The organism is uncultured Zhongshania sp. (assembly GCF_963975605.1).
Classification (GTDB): domain Bacteria; phylum Pseudomonadota; class Gammaproteobacteria; order Pseudomonadales; family Spongiibacteraceae; genus Spongiibacter; species Spongiibacter aquimaris.
On sequence record NZ_CAXBHN010000021.1, the window covers coordinates 1 to 18,573 of the forward strand.

The window sequence follows — 18,573 nt, forward strand, 5'->3', positions numbered from 1 at the left end:
GGGAATAAATTAAACAACCTGAAAGTCGTCATTTCCTAAATGCACCACGGGTTCATTTATTATCGTTAAACTATCGTATCTCGTTAAGAGACACTAACCAAAATCTTTAGTGCCCCGTGTCGGTACAACGGTCTCACTCATATAGAGTATCAAGGCCGTGAGGCGGCCACGATAACTATCGATTCACCTATAAATTGTTTGCTTTTCACAGCTTATGATAAAAACTGTAACGGCAAATTTATGGTGTAGCCATTTATAATCTACACACGGAGTACGTACTGTAGTTAATAAGTGGACGGTCGAAAAAGTGCATACTGACATGCTTGAAGAGGGTTTTTGATGCAGAAGGCTGGAACCTCTAGGTTACCCGGTTAGAGTGTAGTCAGTTGTCATGTGCGGGTTCAGATTTTTATTGTCGATGCATATGTCTGGCGGTAATTATCGTTAATACGGATATGGCTGCAAGCGATGCGAATGCAATGCTATGGGCGATAATGCTAGAGCTGCCACCGGCATGCTGAATAATAATAACAACACCCACAGCGCCAACGGCTCCACCAATGCGTTGAGCAATATTTACAAGTGTTGTCGCATCTCCCATTTCCTCTGTGGATACAGCGGTATACGCAGCGGTCATGGCAGGCATCTGGGCCAATGCCATCCCAACACCGCGCGCAAGGAGCATTGCAACCAACACTGGGGATGATGGGACGCTGGGGAAAACAAAAGGTATAGCACTGACTAGCAGGAGACATGCCCCCGCCAGAGACACGATGCCCGCGCCAAAGCGATCTGTCAAAGAACCAGCTACCGGCAAAACAAGAGCACTTCCCAGCCCCATGACAAGAAGCCATAAACCAGTATTCGTTGGCTCCAAGCCTGCCACAAGTTGAAGGTATAAAGGTACTAACAACAATCCGGCGTACATGTTTATGCCGGTTAATCCCGTGGTTATTGTCGCAGCAGAAAAAGTTGTTCTTTGTAGCAACCGAAGATCAACTAAGGGATTTTTTCTATGCAGTGCAGTAAATATAAAAATAACCGCCAGAATCGCACCAATAATCAGCGCGAAAACAGCAGCCAGATTGCTCTCAGACAAGGTTATTCCAAAAGCCCCATAGAGCAGTAAAGGAAGACCAGCGCTAAGGAGAACCAATCCTTTGACATCCAGTATCCTGCTTGAATCTCTTTCACCGCCCGGTACCAGTCTTCGGGCAGCGATCAAGGCTATCACCCCAATTGGAACATTTATCCAGAATAGCCAGCGCCACGATGCAGCATCGAGAAGAAAGCCACCAACCGCTGGTCCTATTGCAGGCCCTAGCGCAATTACTAACCCGAGTACTCCAAAGATACGACCTAGTTGCCTCTTATCTACAGTCGAACCGATCACAGCCTGACCTGCAGGCACCATAAGACCACCAGCCAACCCTTGAGCTAAGCGGGCAGTAATAAGAGTAGAAGTATCGGGTGCGATAGCACACAAAACCGAAGCTAGTACAAAGGTAGCAAGGCTAGTCGCCCATACCCGTCCATAGCCGTAACGAGCGCCAAGCCACGCTGTGGCAGGGAGAGAAACAGCTAGCGAACAGAGATACCCCGTGGCAACCCACTGGACGACCGTGAGCGTCGACGATAGATCTTCACGAATCGATTCAATCGCAAGGTTCGCAACCGTAGCGTCAAGCATTGCCATGAATGCTCCGGCACCCGTTACGGCTGCGATTCCCCAAGATGTTTTTGGGATCGGTGGAAGGGCTGCACTTTTATCATTCATAAGTTATAAAACCGGAAAAACCAGAACAGGGCGGCGGTTCTTACATCCTAGTGATTTTCCTGATTATGCCTTTTGTAGCATTACTGCAAGCTTGTTAATTGTATTTAAACTACGTCCTGTCTCTGGAACACCCAGACAAGACTCTATATTAGCAACTAATCTTGATCGACCAATACCATCTGGAGCATGTAAGTAAAATACTTTATCTTTTAGTTGATATTGCTCTGATTCTAAGGCCAATTTCCTTATTTTTTTCCGCATCTACTTTGGGAGAACTGCTACAACTCTGCAACCAATTACCTTAGAGGTAATCGACGCTATTCGTTGGTACGTAGTATGGTTAATCCGAAAGAGTCGAGCAATTCGATCAAACGCAGAGGACTAAACAATGACGAATATCGCGAACCAAATGCCGTTCTCAAAACTGATGGGGGTGGAAGTTACGAACGCCACATCTGAACGAGTGCAGGGACAGCTCAAGGTCAGGCCTGATTTGTGCACGTTGGGAGGCATACTCCACGGTGGCGCCATCATGGCATTTGCCGATGCATTGGGAGCTATTGGTGGCGCCCTCAATCTTCCCGATGAATCAGCAGGGACAACAACTATTGAGAGTAAGACCAATTTTCTCGCTGCAGCGAAAGAAGACTCCATTATTTTTGGAGTGGCAACTCCTGTCAAAGTTGGCCGAAAAATATCCGTATGGAAAACAGAAATACGGCGTGACGACAACACTCTCATTGCGATAGTTTTGCAAACGCAACTAGTCTTGTAGCGAGCTATTATACGAGATTGAAGGCCCCGGAAGTGTGCGACCGACCAACACCTCGCCGCACATCCGACACACGTTCACTCGGTTGAACTTCGTTTGCGGACATTCAAAGCTCACGGGAGTGGCCCGCTCACACATTTCAATTGATCTTGGCAGCCAAAGCTAGCCTGCATAAGCCGGTGTACTCAAGTAACGCGAAGACAGTCACTGCCGCAGCCTGGCACCCGATGAACGCAACTCCGATAAAATTTGGTGCAATCCAGTCCGTAACTATGAGCGACAAACTAGCCACAACCCAGGCGATATTGCCTGCAACAACTAGGGCAACCCCATTGCGTGACACCGATTTTCGCGTGGCGACGAATACCATAATTATTGCAACAGGGAGCAAGCAGATTCCGGCAAAAAACAACAATGCACTTGGAATATTTAGTATTTTTTCGAGCCACCGCGTGGCAAATATCATCGGAACAGACATGAATACACACGCTGCGGCGTCGGTTAATAAAACATTGCGCAGCGGCGCAAAATAATTGGAAATTGGCATCATAGTTTCCTCCAGAATAATCAACTGTGTCGATTTACGTTTGTACTCTAAACTAACAAACCGCTACAGCACCCGTCGATTACCTGAGGGGTAATGGTATCGACCACAAATGGATATTTTTTTACTATGAAAAATGATATTTACACCGTCGGCGCTCTACTTCAGGCTTGGCGTCAACGTCGTCGCTTAAGTCAGCTTACCCTCGCAAACGAAGCCAATATATCTCAGCGGCATCTGAGCTTTGTTGAGTCCGGCCGATCTGTACCGAGTCGTGAAATGATTCTGCATTTGGCAGAACGACTCGAAATACCGATACGCGAACGAAACACACTGTTTATTGCGGCGGGTTTCGCACCGGTATATCCCAGCCGTACCCTAGATGATCCCGCACTAGAAGCAGCAAGAGGTGCGTTGGAGTTAATTCTTGCGGGGCATGAACCGAACCCGGTTATTGCGGTGGATCGGCAATGGACCCTGGTGATTGCCAATAGGGCTGCATCGATCTTATTGGAGGGCGTCACTCCAATGTTGCTGGAGCCACCGTTGAATGTTCTGCGCGCAAGTTTACATCCTGAAGGCCTGGCACCTCGAATAGTTAATTACGGCGAGTGGCGGGCGCATGTTGTGTCCCGGTTAATGCACCAGGTAGAGGTGACCGCCGATACTCAGTTGGCCGCCCTGCTGGACGAAATACGCTCATTCCCCGCGCCACCGGGAAATAACTCTTTCAACGCGAATCATGCTGATTCCCTGCTAGAAATTGCCATTCCACTGCAGCTACGCACCGAGCACGGAACTTTGTCTTTTATCAGTACCACCACAGTATTCGGAACTGCGGTAGATCTCACGCTCTCTGAACTAACAATTGAATCGTTCCTGCCAGCCGATCATTTTACATCCTTGTACCTACGAGAACATTGCGAACCACACAATTATTGAGTTTGCAGTCCTTTCATGTCGACGACAATCCTCCCATTTTCAGCTGGCGCTGAAGGGATTATTAAAGCAGTTATAAGTAATTATGAGTTTCCGAAATCTTACTTGCTACTTTCCAGCTTGGAAATACCTATGCATGTGCCCGCCAATGCGACGCCCCAGCACATTCCAGATGAATCAACACGAGTCACCTTGGCAACTCGCTTTGCGCCACCTAACATCACACAGCAATGTTTTGCGATTACTTCACCGCGATACGCTTGACCACGATGGGTAAGTCATCAACCAATTTAGGCAGGGGAACCGTCTGCATTTTGCTGCTGAAATTATCGGCCAAACGAAATTCGTATTGACGCAAGAACTGGTGCAGAAAATTTTTCACCTGCATCAGCGCGAAATGCATACCGATACATTTGTGCGCCCCGCCGCCGAAGCCCACCCAACTGAAGTTATGACGCTTGTGCTCATTGCGCGGTTCTAGCCAGCGATCAATATCAAATTTTAATGGCTCATCCCAGTATTCCGACATTCTGTGCACATGTTGCGGGGCCATCCATACATTGGTGTTAGCGGGTACTTTATAGCCGCCTATCTCACAGTCCTTTATTGTGCGTCGCTGCATCATCATGACTGACGGATGTAGTCTCAGCGCTTCCTTGATCGCAATTTCCATCAAGGGCATTTTCTCAAGGTCCTCATAATCAAGAAAAGGCTTATCGACAGCGTTCGCCTCGTCCCGCAAGCGCTGCTGAACGTCCATATCCTGGCCTAAGTAGTACAGCAAGTGAGTGAGCGCGCTGGTGGTTGTGTCGTGGGCTGCAAACAGCAGAAAACTGATATGGGCGATAATATCCTGGTCGGAAAAATATTCGCCTTCTTCGGTTTTTTCACGACAAAAATAGCTAAACGTGTCGGTTTTGCTTGCTAAGCGACGCTCATTGATCAGGCCACCAAACAGCGACTTTAAATAGCGCTCGCCAATTTTACCTTTGCGATGCAAGGTTCCCGGCAGCTCCAGACGCACAATTCCCATCAGGCCATTGGCAATATCGAGAAAGGCGGTATTTAATTTTTGTGCGCGCTCGTCGTCTGCGTCCAAGCCGACAAAAATTTCCGCCGCCACATCGAGCAGCAATTGTTTTATCGCGGGGAAGAACCGTAAATCATCGATGGTATCCCAGTTAGAAATGCCCTCAGCAATCATCGGCCCCATTGTTGCTATATAGCCTTTCATCGCATCATTCTTAAACGCCGACTGCATGATGCGCCGCTGAAAGCGATGCTCGTCATGGTCTCTGAGCAACAACGCGCCTTTGTAGAATCGCCCCAAAGAGCCCATGTAGCCCATTTCTGCCGAGAAGTTTTTATCGGTGTCCAGCATCACTTGCTTATACAGATCTGGGCCGATCAGCATTAGGCCCTTCGGACCGATCAAACGAAAACGGCTTACCGCACCGAAGCGCTGATACTGACGATCTATCGTCGCGTGCAAGTCTTTCACCAGCGGTATGGTGTAGCCAAGAACCGGGAGCCCGTAATCTCCAGGAATATGATCTAACTTAGTATTGTCCGGCTGCTCTCTGTAATTATCATTCGCGACGATGGCCATGATCATACTTACCTTTATTAGTTTACGAGTTTAAACATCACTTAAAACGTTTGTCTTGCCTCAATACCAAACATTCTGGGTTCCCCAAGAACTTGCACATAGGTACCCAAAGAGCTCGCGGTGGCAACAGCGCCAATATCGTATCGCTTGTCGGTCAGGTTTTTTATATACGCACTAATCGTTAAATCTCGATCTGGCATAAACCAACTAAATCGCGCGTCTACCAAGGTAGTAGCTTTGGCGTAAATCGACCCGGGATCGCGCTTGGCAACATCCCAGGAAGCATCATCCAGGCCCATATACACTTCACTTTTGTAGCTAACATCCAGCCTCGGCGTGAATACGCTGTTCTGGGTGATAAAGGTGTATTGAGCGCCAAAAGCGGCTGTCACTTCCGGTGAAACCGCGAAGTCTTCGTCGCTTCGATCCACCGCGACTTTCTGTCCCTTCAAAGCCAATTCAGCTAGATCGAAATCATCAAATTCGATAAACCGGTAATTATTATTACTGTAGTTAAAGCTAAACATCAGATTTTCGGTAGGCAGCCAAAGTAGCTCAAGCTCACCACCCTCGATCATGGATTCGCCCGCATTCTGCGAACTAACAACCAAGGTATTTGCAGAATCGACACTCACGGTAATTAACTGCATGTTTTCGAAGATCATCGAATACAGTGCAATATTTAATCGCAGCGAATTATCAAAGGCATCAATCTTAAGCCCGATTTCTCGGTTTTCTAACCGCTCGGGGGCCACTTCTATTAAGCCATCAACACCAAAGGGTTCTTGAAAGCCGGATTTAAAACCATTACTCCAGGTGCCGTACATCATCATTGAATTTACGGGCGAGTCGAACAGCCATTGTTCCGGTATCACCCAAGCCAATGAGGTCATGGGCGTAAACTCTCTGAACACACTATCAAGCTCGTCTTTAACAGCAGGATTTAAAGGTGCACCAATTTCACCGGGATAGGCATTGCGAAGGATATCGTTAGCAATCTGAATAGGATCCTCAGCCCATGAACCCAAATAGGCGAAGGCGCCTAAGGAAGGTAATACCGGCACAAAACGCGGATTAGCCGCACTTATCACGCTGGAGATCTCTTCAAGATTAGCCGTTTGGGTAAATAAGTCTGAGCGTCTAACTTCCTCGGTATAGCGTCCACCGAAGGTAAATTCTAAATTGTCGGTGATATGCCACGTCGCCTGCGAAAAGATCGCATAGGTCTCACCTTCAATTTCAAAATCCTGCAAGGTAGATACTGGCAGGGCTCCAGCGACTACCGGCAAAGTGCCACCTGGCACGCTCAATGCGTCAAGCAGACCGTTTAACGCACTCACATCAACACCCGACTGCCCCGCCGCCAAGGCGATGAAAGGCAGAGCTTCAGCACCAATCAATTCATTGCTAGTCAGGAAGGTTTCACTTTTAAACTCGCTCTGAACAAACAGGCCCGTCGTAAAATCAATACCACCGTCAAACGAGCTACCGTTGAGCTGCAACTCCGCGGTTAAGGATTCTTGCTCGTTGTCTCCCAGTACCATCCCGCGGAAATACGATTTTGGACCACCCTCGTCGGCTTGGGTTTGAGGCCCAATTTTAGTTGCATCCCGATAGCCAAGAATCGCTTTCAGATTATAATCTTCACTGATTTGCCAATTTAGGGTCGATGCAAGCAACATCACATCTTGCGCTTTTTTCTGGCGCTGACTGTCGCCCTGATTGGTATTGAGGTCCTTTAATGCGTCGCGGCTATTCGCATTACAGTTATCTTTGTAGGCAGTTGGATTACTTGGATCGGTATCCCCCGCCCACAAAATTCCCAGACCATTCACGAACAGTGCGTCGTCGTTCACTATCTTACAATGGTATGAAGGATAGCGTTCCCGAATCTTGCCGAAGTAGGCTAATGAGTCGATAGAGACGCTGTCACTCAACATCCAATCGGTTTGAAAAATAAATGACAAACGATCTAAAGATTGATTTTCAGCGCCTGAAATATCGTGCAAAAAGCCGTCGCGGCGCTGTGAGCTTATAGCGAGCCGGCTGTTCAACTTATCCGTAATAGGAATATCAAAACCCGCTCTAAAGCGTTGCTCTGAGTAGCTTCCCAGCGCGCCCTCCACGTAGTCATTACCCTCACCGCCCGGCTTTACCAGGCTAAACACCAGGGCTCCACCGGTATTATTTTTACCAAACAAGGTACCCTGTGGACCGCGCAGAACCTGCACGCTTTCAATATCAATGGTGTCCAATAACTGACCGTCTGGTCTGGGAATAAAAATACCATCCAGATACACACTTACCGAGGGATCAAAGCGAGCGAGACCCGCGCGCTGCCCAATGCCGCGGATAAAAATTTGCGGCGCGGTACTGTCATTAATTTGCAAACTCGGCACCGACTTAGCCAAATCCTGCGCAGTTAATATACCTTGCGCCCGCAGCGCATCGCCGCTGAATGCGGTAATCGCCACTGGGGTTTCCTGGATATTTTCTGAGCGTTTCCTGGCCGTCACCAATATTTCTTCGAGCATGCCAGACTTGGCCGCCCCGCCTTTTTTAGCAACAGCCGCATCTGCAATAGGCTTATCATTTGCTGATGATTCGGCGCCGTGGACGAAATTTGCCTGGCAAACCAGAACAAACACCGTCAGTGATTTTATTATTTTCATAAGCTCACAACCTTTTATTGTATTTATTTTTATTTTTTACCAATGCCTTCTACTAATACCACTAGACCTTTACTACCTCAGCTTACATATCCCTCATGCCTGACTTTTATGTAACAACTACTTAATTGGCTGGCGCTCCTCGCTAATATTCTGCACACGCGCCAGCATCACCGGCTTAAATTCTGGATGCGGAAATATCCAAAATTTATCCTCCTGCAAATCATTAAATGTTTTCTCCGCGATCTCCTCTGCGGGCACACCGAAGGCCGCTAGCAGGCCGTCAATTTCTTTCTGGCTTTCTGCACAGGCCCCACTTAGCGGCGCTGACGCCAGCGAGGTTTTAACCCCCGAAGGCGCAAGAAAAGACACATCAACTGGTGCTTTTTTAGCAGTCAGTTCAAGCTGCATCGCCTCGGCAATACCCCACAAGGCGTGTTTGCTACTTGAATAGCAACTCAAGTTTTCGCTCGCCATAAAGGCGGAAATTGAACCGGTAAACACCATTCGCGACCGCAGCTCTTGTTTAAGCAGATGCGGCATAAACGCACTGACCGTATTCATTGCCCCTTTGACGTTAACATCAAAGACCACATCCCAATCTTCTTCGCTAAGTTCCCAAGACGTACCCGCGCGCATCACGCCCGCATTGGCAAACACCAAGGCAATAGACTGCCCCTTCACACTGTCAGCAAAAGCCGTCAAATCGCTTCGCTTTCGCACATCGACCACCGCGCTAATAACAGAGACTTGATCACCCAGATCATCAACCAGCAAACCCAAAGCATCTGCATTATTATCTGCCAAGGCCAAGTTCATGCCGCGCTTGGCAGCAACAATCGCCAATGCCTTGCCGATGCCGCTGGCGGCTCCGGTAATAACAGCGGTGCGACCGGTCATTTCCAGATTCATAAACTGCTAGCACCTCGACTGGCTAATAACATCTCCGGATGGGTTTCCGCTCTTCGCACTTTCACAAACTTGCTAGTTACCGAACTGGGCAATGACGATGGCCGGTGATTATCTAATGTCCATAGTACCGCTTTGGCTGGAAAGGCAGGCTGCTGCCAGGAACTAACCACATCGATAGAGCAATTCGGCTGTGACGCAATCACCCCCTTCGCCCACTGACTCAAGTCAAAGGACTCGTCGTCCCAGTTGAGTAACACCGCATATCGCTCATTGGCTACCAAACCTGAAGCGAGGACCTGTTCTTCCGAGACACCTGGCGCTATTTTGGACTGATCCATAAATCGCCGTTCATCTTCCCGCAAAATATCGCCAACCGGCCCGGTCATTAATTCCATCAGCCTAGCTACATCGTCGGCCCAAAATTCAGAGATAGTGTCAAAGCCAATATCAGGCTGATCCACAACGTGGTTTCTGACATAGCGTGTAAAGGGAAAATGCTTAATCGCTAAGGGAGCATGATTATTTTCGTAGTAATGCTGAAATGCCTCGCGGCTAAAATCAGCACGGCGACTGAGTGTACAAATAGATTTCATCATGACGTGGTGTTGCCCTTCCATCGCGCAAGCTCGTGACTCGCTGCTGTATACGGATCAATTTCGCGATGTAGAATACGATTCAAAATTCCCTCATCCATACCTTCCATAATTTCGTCAACGACCGCCTCTCGTAATAAACAAATAAACTGCTCGCGTTCGCGATGACTTGAACGCTTTACAAAGTGACCGCTGTTTTGCAGATATTCGCGATGCGCATCTGTCGCGTCGACGATCTCAACAGTGCCTTCTGCACGCTTGGCAACTGACCGCAATAGCGGCGGCGACCACGCGCTAGCCTTCTTATCTATTTCATTCCTAGAGACGGATTCAGCGCGCAGATGCAACATCAATTCAAACTGGCGGTAGGTATCGTCGTAGCCATCGCGATCTGCCTTATTGATCACAAAAATATCACCGGCCTCCATCAAGCCCGCTTTTACCGCCTGCACCTCATCACCCAGCCCCGGCACACCAATGATTAAGGTGGTATGCGCCAGCGCGACCACATCAATTTCGTCCTGCCCAACGCCGACCGTTTCAACAAAAATCACATCGTAATTCATGGCGTCCAGCACCAGACAGGCATCGTGGCTTGACCGAGATAAACCACCTGCCTGACCGCGTGTGCCTATCGATCGAATAAACACATCTGGATCAACAGTGTGTTGCGCCATTCGCACCCGGTCTCCTAAAATCGCACCACCGGTAAAGGGGCTAGAGGGGTCTATAGCAATCACACCCACTCGGCGGCCACGCCGTCTCTGCTCTGTTATTAAGGTATTCGTTAAACTGGACTTACCCGCGCCCGGTGGGCCGGTAATGCCAATAAGGTGCGCACGGCCGGTGTGTGGAAATATCAATGACAGTACGTCTGCGCCGCGCGGATCACCATCGTCCAGCCAGCGTATAGCCCGCGCTCCCGCGCCAATATTGCCGGCGAGTATTTGCCTGGATAGATCGTTGATATTGTCCGCAATGGCGGTCATACCTCAGTGGACTCCGACTTGTTCAACCACCACTCCTGAAGATAGGCAACAATATCTCGGGTATCTGAGCCCATGGTAAAAATTCGATCTACACCTGCGTCCTCCAGCAGTTGTCGGTCTTCCTCCGGAATCACGCCACCGGCAAGCAGCAATTTATCTCCCGCCCCCGCTTCCCTGAGCAGACGAGCGAGCTTCGGTAAACTGCGAGTGTGGCCCGCCGACAGTGTGGAAATACCCACCACATCCACGTCTTCTTGCACCGCTGCCGCCGCCACCATATCGGGTGTCTGTTTTAAGCCCGTGAAAATAACTTCCATTCCCGCTTCACGCAGCGCGTGGGCAATGACGGTAATACCAACGGTGTGGGTATCCATTCCTAATTTGGCCAACAATATGCGCAGTGGACGTGTTTTCTTTAGCATCTTAAAACCCACCCAGCTGGCTGTCGGCATGGTATTCACCAAATACCTCGCGCATGGCATGACATAACTCGCCATGCGTTGCGTAAACTTTTACCGCCTCTAAACACGACACCACCATATTGTCGCCATTGATTGCGGCCGCTTTCACCTTTGCCAGCGCAGCATTCACAGCGTCCTGATCTCGGCGCTCACGCAGCTCCCTGACTTTGGCAATTTGCTCTTCCTCCATCGCGTCATTAAGTCTGAAAATTTCAATTTCACGTTTTTCTTCTGCCAATTTAAGGTGATTCACGCCGACCCATTTGCGGCGACCCTCTTCAACATCTTTATTGCGCTCATACTGCTCGCGCCCCAAAGCGCGCTGAAAATAGCCTTTCTCGATGGCTTTAACCGCGCCACCCATATCAAATATTTTGTCCATTTCGGCAAAGGCGGCATCTTCCATTTGCTTGGTTAAGGTTTCGACATAATAAGAACCCGCCAAGGGATCGATGGTTTCTGCCACCCCCGTTTCATGGGCAACAATGTGCTGAAGCGCAGCGCCAACACGAATGGCTTCTTCGGCAGGGAGTGAATGGGCTTCATCGTGCAGTGGCGTTGTCATATTGTCGCCCGCGCCGCCCAGCGCACACGCCGTTGCCATAATCGCGAGGCGACCAATATTATTGAGTGGTTGCTGCAGAGTTAACGCGATGGTGGTTGGCGAGGTCATCATGCGGATTTTCATGGCGTCTGGATTAGTCGCGCCATAGCGCTCTTTCATCAATCGTGCCCAGCATTTCCTAAACGCCCGCAGCTTGCAGATGCCTTCAAAGAAATCCATATCGACATTCACAACAAAGTGAAAATAGGGCGCGACCGTGTCGATATCAAAGCCCCGCTTTAAGGTCTCATCGATGTAAGCGCAGGCTATCGCCAAGCTAAACGCAATCTCTTGAACAGGGTTCGCCTTGGCTGGCTGAAGCTGCGCAGAGATAATCGAGATAGGGGCCCAATTAGGGTGATGGCGAATAATATATTCGATGCAGTCCGTCGCTAGGCGCAGACCGTGTTCCGGCGGATAGATATAGCGCCCGACGCAGATGTACTCGATCAAAATACCATTCACAATATGCAAAACAAATTCTTTTGGATCGACGTTTTTTTTCTCTAGCGCGGCAATAATCATCGCCAAATTTACCGGCTGAGGCGCATTGCAAACGCTCATTAAGTACTGCAATTTATCAAAGGGCAGATCGAAGGCTTTCTCAAGATCTTCAAGGCTGTCCAGCGCCATTCCCGCCCGCCCTACCTCACCCTCAACAATCGGGTCGTCGCTGTCATAGCCATTGGTGGTCGCCAGATCGTGTTCTAAAATCAGGCCCGACAAACCCTGATCTAACATGTAACGCGCCCGCTTTGCCCACTCCTCCCCTTTGCCAAAGCCGGTCACCTGAGTCATGGTCCAAAAGTTGGAACGATGCCCATTTGCTTTGGTGCCGCGGGTATAAGGATATTCGCCGGGAAAGCCAAGATCCTTCATATAATCGAAGCCCAAGGCCTCTAAATCTGCCGGCGAATACAGGGGATTTATTGGCCACTTCAGGGCTTGCGTCTCGAACGACTCGCGGCGCTCCGGGTTTTCCGACACAAATGGCGTGCGGGTTTGCTCCTGCCAACGCTGCGCCTCAGCCGCTATTTTTGAACTACTATTTTGCGCATCCGATGTTTGTTTATGGCCCCGAGCTTGGTCCTTATGTTCCGCTGTCATGCTTGTCTCCCGGCGCGCTCAATAAGTGGGTAGGTCATTTCCCAAAGTTGACGAGCGTCATCGGGATCGGTTGATTTAGCCGTCACGCCATAGCATTTGGGAATCGAGGGATTCCAGATAGGCGCGACAGCACAGTCTTCAATATACAAACCGCCCCTGCCCTCCAACTCTGAAGAAACCGCAGCCCAAATCGGTGAGGCCGCCCCTTGCTCAATACTCCGCAAGGGACCACCAGGTAAGCTGCCGTCCTCTTTAATCCAGCCCTGCTTTAGCGCGTCCTCAAAGCTGGTATGACGCGCCAAGTTCGTGGCGACACCGCCCGGCGTTACCGCGTGCATTACTACTCCACGTTCGGTATGACGCCGGCTATATTCAACCGCCAGTAGGTTGGCGCAAAGCTTTGCGTGGCCATAGGCTTCAAATTTTTCATAGAGTCGGCGGCGATAATGTAAATCATCCATGCGCAGCTCAGATAAATGATGTGAACCGGAGGAAACCGTAATTACCCGCGCCGGCGAAGCAGCTTGGAGATTGGTCAGTAATAGTTCTGACAACAAAAATGGTGAGAAATAATTTACCGCCATCTGGCTTTCAAACTCGTCAGTGGAGTAAGTCAGCGGCGGCGCCATAAGGCCGGCATTATTGATTAAATACTTGAGCGGACGATCACCAAAATTATCGACAAACGCGCGTATCGACGTTGCGTTTAGCAAATCGATATAGGCGACATCCGGTGCTTTAACGCCTCGGCTACGAGAGATGGATTGCGCGACCTTTTCACCGGCGACAATATCGCGAACGGCCAAGGTAACATCAGCACCAGCACCCGCCAGCGCCGACGCAATGGCAATACCCAAGCCAGAACTTGCCCCCGTTACAATCGCAGCCTGCCCAGACAGGTCGACACCTTGCAGAATAGTGTCGGCCGTTATTTCATCAACAGGGAGTGATTCACTCCGAGACTTTGTCATCACCGTCCCTTAGATTTATTATTTTTTTACATTAAAGGCGCGGTGAATAATTAGGGCAATGGCTACAGAGGCATAACCACGCAATAAGAGCACTATCTCGTTAATTTTAGCACTATGTGTTAAATTCAAAATATGACGATAAAAACAAAGCCAATCAGTGTTAAGCAGGCGCAGACCCAAGCAAACTTGGTGATTCACGCCATTGAATTACCCAGCGCAAAGGTAGAGTTGTGCGCCTTCCCCGAATTGCAGGCGGAAACCATCGTCGTCACCGAGCAACACTCGGTGCTATCCCTTGGCCTATCGCGCCTGCTAGAACAGGCTGAAGGTCGCTACACCAGCTTCAAGGCACCGCGTTTCCGCCGCTTTGGCACCCTCAATTTTCGTCCGGCCGACATTCCTTTTGAGGTGCGCGTATCACAGGGCAAATACCACACGATTCGCTGTCGCTTTAACACGAAAACACTGCAAGATTTGGGCATCACAACAAGTGAACTCGACGAAGCGCAGCTAGAGGCTTGCTTCGACATTCACGCCCCTAGAATTGAAGACGCCATGATGCGCATGGCCGACGAAGTCGCCAATCAATCCAGCGATTCAGCAACGCTGATAGCGGCCTTGCTCACCACCATTGCCGTCGATCTGTCACGCTATATACACGACGCCAAACACCGCGAGCTGCCGCATCGCGGCGGCTTGGCACCCCGCCACTTACGCCTGGTATTTGCCAGACTTGATCAATTAGGCGCGCCTCCCAGTGTCGCTGAAATGGCTGAGCTATGTGGCCTCTGTCGCTATCATTTTATGCGCGCTTTTAAGGAGTCGATTGGCGAAAGCCCTAGCAATTACGCCCAGAAGATACTGATGGCACGCGCACGCGCACTTATCGCGTCTAGCGAGCGCCCCCTTGGCGAAATCGCGCAGGAACTCGGCTACACCAGCAACGCAGCCTTCTCCGCCGCATTCCGTCGCCACTGCGGGAGATCACCGCGCGCATGGCGAGCCTGCTTGCGATAGCTAGCCGCTCAGCGGACATTGCAATCGCGCTAAACGATGAGTGTTTACGAGTCTGGCTAAGGCAAGGATTATTGTTGGAAGAGCGAATTCAATCGGCTGGTGGCATGTTTGCTATGTATAAAATGTGCTTCATAAACTCATAAAGATATGTGGCGGCGATGTAAAAGCGCGCTGCAGCTTTGATGTCAAACTACATTGCCTTGTTAACTCGCTTTAACGCCATACTTCAATACCGCCGCCGCAAGTAGAAACACGATACCTAGAATGTCGACGTAAAGCACTTTAGCGATGGCGTCGTTATACCCGCCAGTGCCCAGCACAAGTATTGCAAAGCCAATCATACTGACACCGGCCATGATCATCGCTGCTAACTGGTAAAAAGGACTGAAGGCTGAAAAAAGAATGAAGCCTCCCAGGATGCCGAAAAGTAAGGCGCGATGACGCAACAAAATTATCAGGTCATTTCCGGCAAGGGTAACGGCATAAGCGGACTCTATCTTTTGACCGGAGATAACGCCGACTACAGGGATAATATTTATCAGCCCTACCACCACCAGGCAGAACGTAGTCCACTTTTCCATTGCAAGCTCCTATTCGTCCAGCTCACGCCGTCAACGCAGTGAGCGTCCAGCGGAGTATTTGAGTCGCTTGTTAAGCCATTTAACTTAAGGCACCTCTGATTAATTCGGTGATATCTCAAGCTTAGCCAAAAGTGGCTCAACAAGGCGCCGCCATGAAGGAATGCTGGTTGCCTTTCAAGTGGCGGCAACGCAGTGGAGCCGCATTTGGCTAAGCCCCGAAGGGCGGGCCTCTGGCGCACACTGGACTGCGTTGCGATTCTCATTAAGGACAACCAGCCTTAATCTTCGCATCGCGTCGGAGTGCCGCACCACTTGCCAGTGCACGCCAGAGGCTCCGTTGAGACATTACCGAATTAATCAGAGGTGCCTTAATATACCAAAATCATAAAAGAACATAAGCCAACAAGTGATGTTATTAAAGTAAGGCGTTTAATTTTGGGGGTTTGCCACGCCATAATAAAACCCGAAACAAGTAAAGCGAGGATGGAAACGGCAAATACCGAAGCATAAACTTTAAAAGCTATGCCTCCCTTAGCTTTGTGGAGCTGAACTAAATTTCTGTACCAACTCGTATTTTTGACGGTGAGTTTGGCAATCAGCTCATTATCCGTTGGCTCTAAAATCACATCTTTAGAGGAACCCGTCCACTCAAGGAGAAAATGATTACCATAAACCTTGAGCTTTGGCTCGCCCTCAGGGTAACTCGTGGCTAGGTTCTTGAGTTCTAATTGAGCAAGAGTTGTTAGCTCACTAGCATCTGACTGAATAGGCTTGCTGAGTCGTATTTCATATACATCGTCAGTGTAGCTGCCTTTTACATTCCAAGTGTATAAAGCGCCCGTAACCATGAACATGGTCGCGACAGGCAATATAAAAGCCGCCAACAACGCGTGAAATTTCATCAGTTTCATTCTATTCATCATTCATCGTCTCTTGTGTCAGGTTCAATTTTTTGTAAAACAGCTAGCTGTAACAATTCAGGCAATATATCACTCTGACCTTACAGGATGATCTTCATTGTGGCCTGAAAAACGAAAGGGGTTAAAAAGGTGGTGACTCCAGTCGGTCAGACGAAAACTAATTCCCACTTTTTCTGCCAAGCATTCCGTTCCCTTGAGCATATCGCCTATTTTACAAACGCAGTAAGTTATGTAACTCGCGAAGGTGTTAGTAGGAAGTGCTGCCTTGTTCACATACCGTAACGACTCAACGCTGGAGTCTAGGGACGACGCATAACTTTCGCCCGATCTATTTTGGCTCGCATTAGTTAACCAAAAACCCGCTTTCTAACATGTCTTCATTGTAGCGTTGAATCAGGTTTGAATCAGCGTGTAAAAGTTTTTCATCTTTATCAGCGTAGTCGAGACTAGACAGCAGGTCCTTAATCAAATTTATGCGTGCCGCTTTTTTATTATTAGCCCTCACAATCATCCAGGGCGAGATATCATTGTGACTTCGCCGCAACATATCATTGCGGGCTTGACTGTAAAGTCCCCAATTGCTTTGCGCTTCGCGATCAATAGGGCTGATTTTCCAGTTTGAAAGTGGGTCTTGTTCACGGGCGAGAAGGCGAGCTTGCTGCTCTTCTTTGTCTATATCTAAAAAATATTTCCGCAACTGAGTACCGGAATCGATCAGCATGTGTTCAAAGGGCGCTACCATTCGGAAAAACAGCTGGTATTCCGCTTCGCTACAAAATCCCATAACCCGCTCAACGCCAGCACGGTTGTACCAGCTGCGGTTAAAAATAACGAACTCGCCAAACGCCGGCAAATACGGTACATAACGCTGGAAGTACCAGCTTGCTTCGTCGCGTGCGGTCGGTTTACCCAGAGCGACTATGCGGGTTTCTCGCGGACTTAAATGTTCAGCTATTCGCTTGATGACGCCGTCTTTACCAGCAGCATCGCGACCTTCAATAATCACCATTATGCGGTTATTACTGGCAATAGAATGACGCTGCAATTTAACCAGCTCAATTTGCAAGGCGCGCAATGTGTCTTTGTACTGTTTCATCCTTTATTCCCTGCTTTCATGTTTTCATAAATCTCAGTGACCCTAGACCTTCTTACCCCGCAGCGGCAATAGACGCCATACTGGAAATACCACTCTCCGGCCTCACCACAACGCACTGGGTGCTGCCGTACGACCTAACCACTTCATCGCGGCACCAAAAGCTCACGCACAAGATCGACAAGCAAATGGATTTCCATGTCCTATTGCGCATCTCCGACACTACGCGCAAAAGCAATACCCTTCACCCCGGAATAGCACCGATGTCGACTAAATCCACTTGCTATACCGGCTGAAAGATAAACCATATTACATCCGGTATGTGTGTTAACCGCAGACTATTTGATTCATATCAAACTCCAGCAAACGGGAACTTGATAGATTTCGAAGCCATAGACGGAAACATCATCGCTGAGCTAGTCGGCATCCAGAGAGTTATGGCCATGCACTATATATTGGAGCAATTGGAACAAGATCATCAGCGCATTTTGAGAATGATGTATCTGCTGAGTAAAGAGATCGACCAATTAACAGGCCTAGAAAAAGGCAGCGCTAACTGTGATCGCATATTAGAGATTCTCGATTATATTCAGGTTTATCCCGAGGTATGGCATCACCCAACAGAAGATGTGCTATTTCAGCAACTGTTAAGCAAAGAGCATATCAATACCGCTGCGGTTACCAAGCTCCTGAAAGACCATCCACGCCTTGAGAGTCTCAGCGCCCAGTTAGCGCTTATATACAGCGAATTTAGACACGCGGATCTTAAGCCGTCTACAAGAGTATTACTGCTAAGTAGACACTATTGTTGCAAGCAAATATCCCATATTCACGAAGAGCGGAATATTTTTTCGGCTATTTCCGAGCGCTTCAACGAACAGGACTGGCAAACCGTTAACGAGGCCTTGCGAGGAAATCAGGCAAATCATGAAGTCCCCACTCAGTCAGAGTACATCGATAGATCTGAGCAACTAAACCAAAGCCATATCTTAACCAGTATCGGATTGCATTAAGT

The 18,573-nt window shown here is 49.0% G+C and carries 17 protein-coding genes; 4 read left to right on the forward strand and 13 right to left on the reverse strand.

Annotation, left to right across the window (positions count from 1 at the left end; translation table 11 throughout):
• Positions 1 to 409: 409 nt before the first annotated feature.
• Positions 410 to 1,777, reverse strand: coding sequence for a DHA2 family efflux MFS transporter permease subunit (locus AAC007_RS14350; RefSeq protein ID WP_339677699.1), 1,368 nt, complete (start codon positions 1,775 to 1,777; stop codon positions 410 to 412).
• Between the two features lie 388 nt (positions 1,778 to 2,165).
• Between AAC007_RS14350 and AAC007_RS14355 the strand changes: the two genes are divergently transcribed.
• Entirely contained in the window at positions 2,166 to 2,552 is a 387-nt protein-coding gene (locus AAC007_RS14355) for a PaaI family thioesterase (RefSeq protein WP_339677701.1), read from the forward strand.
• Between the two features lie 136 nt (positions 2,553 to 2,688).
• Here AAC007_RS14355 and AAC007_RS14360 read toward each other — a convergent pair whose 3' ends face one another.
• Positions 2,689 to 3,120: a hypothetical protein gene (locus AAC007_RS14360; RefSeq protein ID WP_339677703.1), complete on the reverse strand. Its 432-nt coding sequence runs from the start codon at positions 3,118 to 3,120 to the stop codon at positions 2,689 to 2,691.
• 102 nt (positions 3,121 to 3,222) lie between these two features.
• Here AAC007_RS14360 and AAC007_RS14365 point away from each other — a divergent pair, with 102 nt between their 5' ends.
• Positions 3,223 to 4,035 carry a helix-turn-helix transcriptional regulator gene (locus AAC007_RS14365; protein ID WP_339677705.1) on the forward strand — a complete coding sequence of 271 codons (813 nt, stop codon included), beginning with the start codon at positions 3,223 to 3,225 and terminating at the stop codon, positions 4,033 to 4,035.
• Positions 4,036 to 4,273: 238 nt separating this feature from the next.
• Here AAC007_RS14365 and AAC007_RS14370 read toward each other — a convergent pair whose 3' ends face one another.
• From AAC007_RS14370 to AAC007_RS14405, 8 genes are all read right to left on the reverse strand, one after another.
• The gene (locus AAC007_RS14370) at positions 4,274 to 5,641 is read right to left on the reverse strand and encodes a cytochrome P450 (protein ID WP_295873050.1); all 1,368 of its coding nucleotides are present in this window, start codon (positions 5,639 to 5,641) and stop codon (positions 4,274 to 4,276) included.
• Between the two features lie 41 nt (positions 5,642 to 5,682).
• Positions 5,683 to 8,313 carry a TonB-dependent receptor gene (locus AAC007_RS14375; protein ID WP_339677706.1) on the reverse strand — a complete coding sequence of 877 codons (2,631 nt, stop codon included), beginning with the start codon at positions 8,311 to 8,313 and terminating at the stop codon, positions 5,683 to 5,685.
• A 117-nt stretch (positions 8,314 to 8,430) separates the two neighbouring features.
• Positions 8,431 to 9,222 carry an SDR family NAD(P)-dependent oxidoreductase gene (locus AAC007_RS14380; protein WP_339677708.1) on the reverse strand — a complete coding sequence of 264 codons (792 nt, stop codon included), beginning with the start codon at positions 9,220 to 9,222 and terminating at the stop codon, positions 8,431 to 8,433.
• The gene (locus AAC007_RS14385) at positions 9,219 to 9,818 is read right to left on the reverse strand and encodes an EthD domain-containing protein (RefSeq protein WP_339677710.1); all 600 of its coding nucleotides are present in this window, start codon (positions 9,816 to 9,818) and stop codon (positions 9,219 to 9,221) included. Before AAC007_RS14385 ends, AAC007_RS14380 begins: the two co-directional genes overlap by 4 nt.
• Positions 9,815 to 10,804 (reverse strand): methylmalonyl Co-A mutase-associated GTPase MeaB, encoded by a 990-nt coding sequence (gene meaB, locus AAC007_RS14390; protein ID WP_339677711.1) that lies wholly within the window; start codon positions 10,802 to 10,804, stop codon positions 9,815 to 9,817. The genes AAC007_RS14385 and meaB overlap by 4 nt, the downstream gene beginning before the upstream one ends.
• Positions 10,801 to 11,256: a cobalamin B12-binding domain-containing protein gene (locus AAC007_RS14395; RefSeq protein ID WP_339677712.1), complete on the reverse strand. Its 456-nt coding sequence runs from the start codon at positions 11,254 to 11,256 to the stop codon at positions 10,801 to 10,803. The genes meaB and AAC007_RS14395 overlap by 4 nt, the downstream gene beginning before the upstream one ends.
• The gene (locus AAC007_RS14400; RefSeq protein ID WP_339677713.1) at positions 11,228 to 12,976 is read right to left on the reverse strand and encodes a methylmalonyl-CoA mutase family protein; all 1,749 of its coding nucleotides are present in this window, start codon (positions 12,974 to 12,976) and stop codon (positions 11,228 to 11,230) included. The genes AAC007_RS14395 and AAC007_RS14400 overlap by 29 nt, the downstream gene beginning before the upstream one ends.
• Entirely contained in the window at positions 12,973 to 13,947 is a 975-nt protein-coding gene (locus AAC007_RS14405; protein WP_339677715.1) for an SDR family NAD(P)-dependent oxidoreductase, read from the reverse strand. The genes AAC007_RS14400 and AAC007_RS14405 overlap by 4 nt, the downstream gene beginning before the upstream one ends.
• 132 nt (positions 13,948 to 14,079) lie before the next feature.
• On the opposite strand from AAC007_RS14405, the gene AAC007_RS14410 reads away from it, so the two are divergent.
• Positions 14,080 to 14,964 (forward strand): AraC family transcriptional regulator, encoded by an 885-nt coding sequence (locus AAC007_RS14410; protein WP_339677717.1) that lies wholly within the window; start codon positions 14,080 to 14,082, stop codon positions 14,962 to 14,964.
• A gap of 203 nt (positions 14,965 to 15,167) precedes the next feature.
• Here the strand turns inward: AAC007_RS14410 and AAC007_RS14415 are convergent, their stop codons facing one another.
• From AAC007_RS14415 to ppk2, 3 genes are all read right to left on the reverse strand, one after another.
• Positions 15,168 to 15,545 carry a hypothetical protein gene (locus tag AAC007_RS14415; RefSeq protein WP_339677718.1) on the reverse strand — a complete coding sequence of 126 codons (378 nt, stop codon included), beginning with the start codon at positions 15,543 to 15,545 and terminating at the stop codon, positions 15,168 to 15,170.
• Positions 15,546 to 15,913: 368 nt separating this feature from the next.
• On the reverse strand, positions 15,914 to 16,468 hold the full coding sequence (locus tag AAC007_RS14420; RefSeq protein WP_339677720.1) for a PepSY domain-containing protein: 555 nt from the start codon (positions 16,466 to 16,468) through the stop codon (positions 15,914 to 15,916).
• Between the two features lie 340 nt (positions 16,469 to 16,808).
• Positions 16,809 to 17,561 carry a polyphosphate kinase 2 gene (gene ppk2, locus AAC007_RS14425; protein WP_339677722.1) on the reverse strand — a complete coding sequence of 251 codons (753 nt, stop codon included), beginning with the start codon at positions 17,559 to 17,561 and terminating at the stop codon, positions 16,809 to 16,811.
• A 371-nt stretch (positions 17,562 to 17,932) separates the two neighbouring features.
• Here ppk2 and AAC007_RS14430 point away from each other — a divergent pair, with 371 nt between their 5' ends.
• Positions 17,933 to 18,571: a hemerythrin domain-containing protein gene (locus AAC007_RS14430; RefSeq protein ID WP_339677723.1), complete on the forward strand. Its 639-nt coding sequence runs from the start codon at positions 17,933 to 17,935 to the stop codon at positions 18,569 to 18,571.
• Positions 18,572 to 18,573 lie beyond the last annotated feature (2 nt).